Raw genomic sequence first — 5,534 nt, forward strand, 5'->3', positions numbered from 1 at the left:
AGCAGGGCGCCGACGAGCCGGGCATGACCCCGGACCTGGTCGCCCGCCGCGTCACCCGCACCGCCGCCTACCAGGCCGCCGAACATACCACCCGAAACAGCAAGAAAAACGGCTGGTTCGGTCGAAAGCGGTCGACCCCTGACCTGCACAAACCCCCCGGCCCCCGCCCCGCTCCGGTTGAGCCGGCGTCGGCGGAGGATGCCGCCCCCGCTGCGGCCCCGGCCGTCGCGCAGCCGGTCGACCGGCCGACCGTGGTGAACCTGCCCAAGCCGGTCCCGGCCGGCTTCCTGAAGTCGACTCTCGACCTCAAGCCCGTCGCTACCCGGCCGACCCGTCCGGCCCGTGCGCTGGCCGCTGAGTCGACTCGACCGGCCCGCCGGGTCACGCACCGGGTGCCCGACTCCGCCCGCACCCGCCGCCCGACCCGCACCCTCGACCAGCTCCTTGCCGAGGCCCGCACCAAGACGGCCGGCTGGTCGACCACCGACCTGACCGCCGAGGCCATCCGCCGCGAACTCGGCACCGGCGCCGCCCGCGCCCGCCAAATCCGCGACACCCTCCACGCCGAACGCAGCGCCACCGCCACGACGACGAGCGGGACGGTCTGATGGCCACCCTGCCCGTCTACCCCTGGCGTCTCGCCCCCGAGGGTCTTGCCACCCGCCGCCAGCTGCGCGCGATGGGCCTGCGGCCCGGCGGACAGTCGGTCGTCGCACAGCTCCAGCGCCCCCGCCGGCGCGGCCGTCCGCCGCTGGTCGGCTACCTCTACCGCATCGACCAGGCCAAGCCCGTCCGGCCCATGACCGAGGGCCGCAGCCGGGCGCTGGCCGCCGCACTGCGGGCCCGGCGGATCTGCCCGCAGTGCCAGCAGGACCGCGGCTACTGCATCCCCCGCTCGCTCGGGGCCTGCGTGCCCTGCCACGACAACCACTGAGGAGTACCCGTGTTCGCCGAGGTGCTGTTCCTGCTCTACGTCGGCCACCTCCTGGCCGACTACCCCCTCCAGACCGACTACCAGGCCACCCACAAGGCCGGCCCCGGCCGCACCGGCTGGACCGCCAACGCCTCGCACGCGGCCGTGCACGTCGCCGTCTGCGCGCTCCTCCTCACGGTCGGCTCCCTCGTCCTCGGCTGGCGCCTGCCGGTCCTGCCCACCCTCGCCGTACTCGTCTGGATCGGCACGACACACGCCGCCATCGACCGCCGCCGACTCGTCACCGCCTGGATGCGGTGGGCCCGACAGCCCAAGTTCGCCGCGCACGGCGGGGCCGCCCACGTCGACCAGACCGCCCACGTCCTCGCCCTCACCCTCGCCGCCCTCTTCCTCGCCGCCTGACCCCGAAGGAGCCTTCGTGAGCGCCGCCGAAACCCCTGAGACCATCCGCTACACCGCCGACATCGTCGCCGTCACCACGGACGGCCGCGTCCTGCTGATCGAGCGCGACTGGCCCCCCTTCGAGGGCGCCTGGGCCCTGCCCGGCGGCCACGTCGACCAGGGCGAGACCTCCCGCACCGCCGCCGCCCGCGAACTGGCCGAGGAGACCGGCGTCCACGTGGACGCCGCCGACCTGCACCAGCTCAGCGTCTGGGACACCCCCGACCGCGACCCCCGTGGCCGCTACGTCAGCGTCGCCTACCTCGCCACCGTGCCCGCCGACACCCCGGCCACCGCCGGGGACGACGCCCGCACCGCCCGCTGGTGGCCCATCACCAACCTGCCCGAGCGGCTCGCCTTCGACCACGCCGCGATCCTCGCCGACGCCCTACAGACGGCCTGACCGTCCCGGCGCCCATGGCCGCTACCGGCCCGCTGCCCGCACCCCGGGCGGCGGGCCGGTGGTGTGCCACGGCCGCCCGGCCGACCACCGGACCCGCAGAGGAGACCCCGTGGAACCCACCCCCAGTCATCTGCCGGTGCGGGCGGACATCGTCCAGCTCCGCGACGGCACCCACATCTACACCGACCAGCTCCCCACGGCCTTTCAGCAGCAGGGGCAGCCGCCGGTGGTCCACATCCACCAGGCACCGCCCGACCGCACCACCCAGCGCATCGCCCTCGGTACCGGCATCGGCGCCGGCACCGTCGCCGCCGGCGTCTACTTCGGCCCGCTCCTCGTCGGCGTCCTCACCTCCATGGCCATCAGCCTCGCCGTCGTCGCCCTCGCCGCGGTCGCCACCGCCTGGGGCCTGGTCACCGTGGTCCGCACCGTCGCCCAAGACGGCGACCAGGCCACCAAGAACCTCCGCAAGGCCCGGCGCCGCCGGGGCCGCTGACCGACGGCTGCCTGTCCACCCCCACCGCTACGACTCGGGGGTGGGCGGGGAGCCGGACAGTCCGGCCCCGCACCACGAGGAGGACCACATGTTCCGCAAGAAGAAGACCGCCGCTCCCGCCCCCGCCGTGCAGAGCGACCAGTACCGCCTGAGGTCCACCGGTCAGCGGGTCACCCTCCTGGAGCACCTGGGCGGTGGCGACGTTCGTATCGCCATGGACCGTGGCCGCGTCGGGCGCGACGACATCGTCAGCGCTCGGGACATCACCCCCGCCTGAGCCCACCGACGGTTGCCAGTCCACCCCCGCCCAGCGCGGCCGGGGGTGGGCGGGGAGCCGGACGGCCCGGCCCCAGAGGGGAGCCCCTGTGCCCGCCAAGCCCGAACCCACCCTCACCACCTCCGAGAAGGCCAAGGCCGCCTGGCTGATCGGCCGGATGGCCAAGCGCGCGGTGGCCGGTCCCGAGGTCGACCAGAGCGACCTGGAGCGCAAGTTGGACCGCCTCCTGGACGCCGCCCGCAAGCGCGAGGCCGAGGCGAAGTCCCCCCGCTGAAAAGCCGTCGGGGCGGCCCTTTCCCGGCCAGGAACCCGCCGCCCCGACGCCCGCCCCTGTCCGCACGTGACGTGCAGAAGGAGACCCGCTCATCATGACCGACACCCTCCCCGAGGCCCCCATGGGCACCGTGCACCACCTGGACGACCACCGCCCCGAACAGCCCCCGATCTCCCTGGTCAAGCCCGCCACCACCCCGGAGCCCGCCACCCCGGACGTGCCCGCCGAGGGCGAGGCGACCGTGAAGGAGCCGGGTGGCCGGCGGGTGGTGCGGGGCCTGCGGACGGTGGTCACCTCGGAGCGCACCCGGGCGTCGGTGCGGGCGACGGCCCGCCACGGTGCCTACGTCGTCGGCGGTGCCCGGATCGTCACCCGCCGGGCGTGGGACTCGCGCTCGGCCGCCCGCTACGAGCGGATGATCCGCGCGGCGGAAGCCGCGGGGAACCACGAGCTGGCCCGGGAGTGGGAGGAGCGCGGCCGTGCCTTCCGCGCCGCCCGCCACCAGCGCCGCATGGAACTGCTCTCGGCGCCTCAGCGACTCGCCAAGGGCGCCGCCGCCGGCGTCGGCGTGACGGGGGGCGGGCTGCTGCTGCTCGGCATCATCCTGGCCGTCGCCAACGAGAACTTCGCCGACATCGCCACCCCCACCCTCGCCGTGGTCGAGCTGGTCCGGTGGATCGTCGTCATCGTCTCCGTGGTCTGGGGCCCGCTGGTCACCCTCGCCCCCTGGCTGGGCCTGCTCGCCCTGTGGGGCGTGGGCCGCCACCAGCAGGCCGCCCCGGCCTGGCTGCTGCCAGGAGCGGAGGGCGAGTCGCGGGAGGTCGTGCCCGACGAGGGAGCGATCCTGGAGGCGCTGCGCCACCTGGGGATCGGTCCGCTGAACCGGGCCGTCAAGGAGGGTTGGCAGCCGAGGTGGGTCGCTCCCACCACGCGGCTGGGCAACGGCTGGCACTCCCAGTTGCAGTTGCCGATGGGTGTCACGGTGGAGATGGTCAACGAGAAGAAGACCGTCCTGGCCCACAACCTGATGCGCAAGCCGGTCGAAGTCTGGCCGACCGAGCCGACCGACCAGCCCAGCGTGCTTGACCTGTGGGTCGCCGACCAGGGCAGCCTGTCGGGGAAGGTCCCGGACTGGCCGCTGCTGAACGGCGGTGAGGCGGACTACTTCAAGGGTGTGCCCATCGGGGTGTCCCAGCGCGGTGACCAGGTCTTCGGCAAGCTCATGGCCGCCAACTACATGGTCGGCGGCATCATGGGCTCCGGGAAGTCCTCCCTGATCGTCTCCCTGCTGCTGGGGGCGATGCTCGACCCGCTGGTCGACATCGAGGCGTACGTCATGGCCTACAACGTCGACTACGACCCCATGCGCGAGAGGCTGCGGGTCCTGGTCAAGGGCGACGAGGACGAGCAGATCGAGGCCGCCGTCAAGGCCCTGCGCTCCCTGCGCCAGGAAGTCACCGACCGGGGCAAGCTCCTGGAACAGCTCGGCGGTGACGAGGTCCGTCTCACCCGCGCACTGGCCCAGCGTGATGCGCGTATGCGGCCCAAGGTCGTCGTCTTCGACGAGTGCCACGAGCTGTTCATGCACAAGAAGTACGGGGCCGAGGCCGCCGAACTCGCCGTCAAGGTCATGAAGAAGGCCCGCAAGGTCGGCATCACCCTCATCTTCGTGACCGTCTCCCCCACGGCCGACAGCATCCCGAAGGACGTCACCCGCAACACCTCCCACCGCGTCGCGTTCGCCGTCGGCGACCACGTCGCCAACGACGGACTGCTCGGCACCGGCAAGCACAAGGCCGGGATCACCGCCACCACCCTCAACCCCGCCGAGAACGTCGGCACCGCCCTCACCGTCGGCTTCACCAAGAACCCCTTCGAGCTGGTCCGCGCCCACTACGTCCGCAAGGACTCCACCACCGACCAGATCACCCCCATCGTGAAGCGGGCCCTGGCCCTGCGCGAAGGCGTGGCACCCGTCCCTGACGCGCCGACCGGTGAGCCCGCCGACCACCCGGCCAACGTCCTCGCCGTCCTCGGCGACCAGGAGACCATGCGCTCCACCGAAGTCCTCGCCGCCCTCATGGCCACGTGGCCGCACGAGTACAGCGAGTGGACGTTCGCGGACCTGAAGGCCGCCCTCGCCGCCATCGGGGCCGAGCCGCGCAAGCTCGGCGGGATCATGACCGTCCGCCGCTCCCGCGTCCTGGAGGGCATCGAGGAGCGCGACGAGAACGCCCCCGAAAGTAACGCATCGTAAGGGGAGGCAACTGGGGAGGTGGGGAGTTCTCCCCACACGCCTCCCCCAGGCCACCTCCCCACGCCTGATCAGCGCAGATAGACACCAGGGGAGGCAGGGGAGGCGCCCCGCCACAACGCCGAGAACCCCCCACAGGGCCCACTTCTGGAGGCAACCCCGCCTCCCTCCCCATCACGCACTGTCACTAGTTGCGCGGAACGTCCAGCGCTGAGGCTGCCGCCAGAACGGCGGCAACTGCGACTGCTGCCACTCCGCCAACAACGAGGGCGGCCCCCGTCTCGCCAAAGCCGGGGCCGCCCTCTTCCACCCATCAACTGAACAGTGGAGGTCCCCAGCATGACCCAACCCACCCCGATCCGGCGAGAGGCCGGCCCCCGGCACGCGGTCCGCTGGCTGCACATCGTCGCGCCCCCGTCCCCCGCCGCGCCCGCGTCGGCGCGGTCGTGGTGCCA

The 5,534-nt window shown here is 73.2% G+C and carries 7 protein-coding genes and 1 pseudogene; all 8 read left to right on the top strand.

What is annotated here, in order from left to right; translation table 11 throughout:
- Nucleotides 1–608: pseudogene (locus tag ABZ863_RS35245) on the top strand (hypothetical protein); the annotation flags it as partial.
- Nucleotides 608–934: an RRQRL motif-containing zinc-binding protein gene (locus tag ABZ863_RS35250; RefSeq protein WP_128462826.1), complete on the top strand. Its 327-nt coding sequence runs from the start codon at nt 608–610 to the stop codon at nt 932–934. The pseudogene ABZ863_RS35245 and the gene ABZ863_RS35250, both read left to right, overlap by 1 nt.
- 9 nt (nt 935–943) lie before the next feature.
- Entirely contained in the window at nt 944–1,336 is a 393-nt protein-coding gene (locus tag ABZ863_RS35255) for a DUF3307 domain-containing protein (RefSeq protein ID WP_358544080.1), read from the top strand.
- A gap of 16 nt (nt 1,337–1,352) precedes the next feature.
- Nucleotides 1,353–1,778, top strand: coding sequence for an NUDIX hydrolase (locus tag ABZ863_RS35260; RefSeq protein ID WP_128462828.1), 426 nt, complete (start codon nt 1,353–1,355; stop codon nt 1,776–1,778).
- Between the two features lie 109 nt (nt 1,779–1,887).
- Nucleotides 1,888–2,274 (top strand): DUF6251 family protein, encoded by a 387-nt coding sequence (locus ABZ863_RS35265; RefSeq protein ID WP_128462829.1) that lies wholly within the window; start codon nt 1,888–1,890, stop codon nt 2,272–2,274.
- 88 nt (nt 2,275–2,362) lie between these two features.
- A complete protein-coding gene (locus ABZ863_RS35270) occupies nt 2,363–2,551 on the top strand; it encodes a hypothetical protein (protein WP_358544082.1) in 189 nt (62 codons plus the stop codon).
- Nucleotides 2,552–2,639: 88 nt separating this feature from the next.
- On the top strand, nt 2,640–2,825 hold the full coding sequence (locus ABZ863_RS35275) for a DUF6257 family protein (protein ID WP_358544088.1): 186 nt from the start codon (nt 2,640–2,642) through the stop codon (nt 2,823–2,825).
- Between the two features lie 94 nt (nt 2,826–2,919).
- Nucleotides 2,920–5,082: a zonular occludens toxin domain-containing protein gene (locus ABZ863_RS35280; RefSeq protein ID WP_358544090.1), complete on the top strand. Its 2,163-nt coding sequence runs from the start codon at nt 2,920–2,922 to the stop codon at nt 5,080–5,082.
- Nucleotides 5,083–5,534: the final 452 nt, after the last annotated feature.

This window comes from Saccharomonospora sp. NPDC046836 (assembly GCF_040645195.1).
GTDB lineage: Bacteria > Actinomycetota > Actinomycetes > Mycobacteriales > Pseudonocardiaceae > Prauserella_A.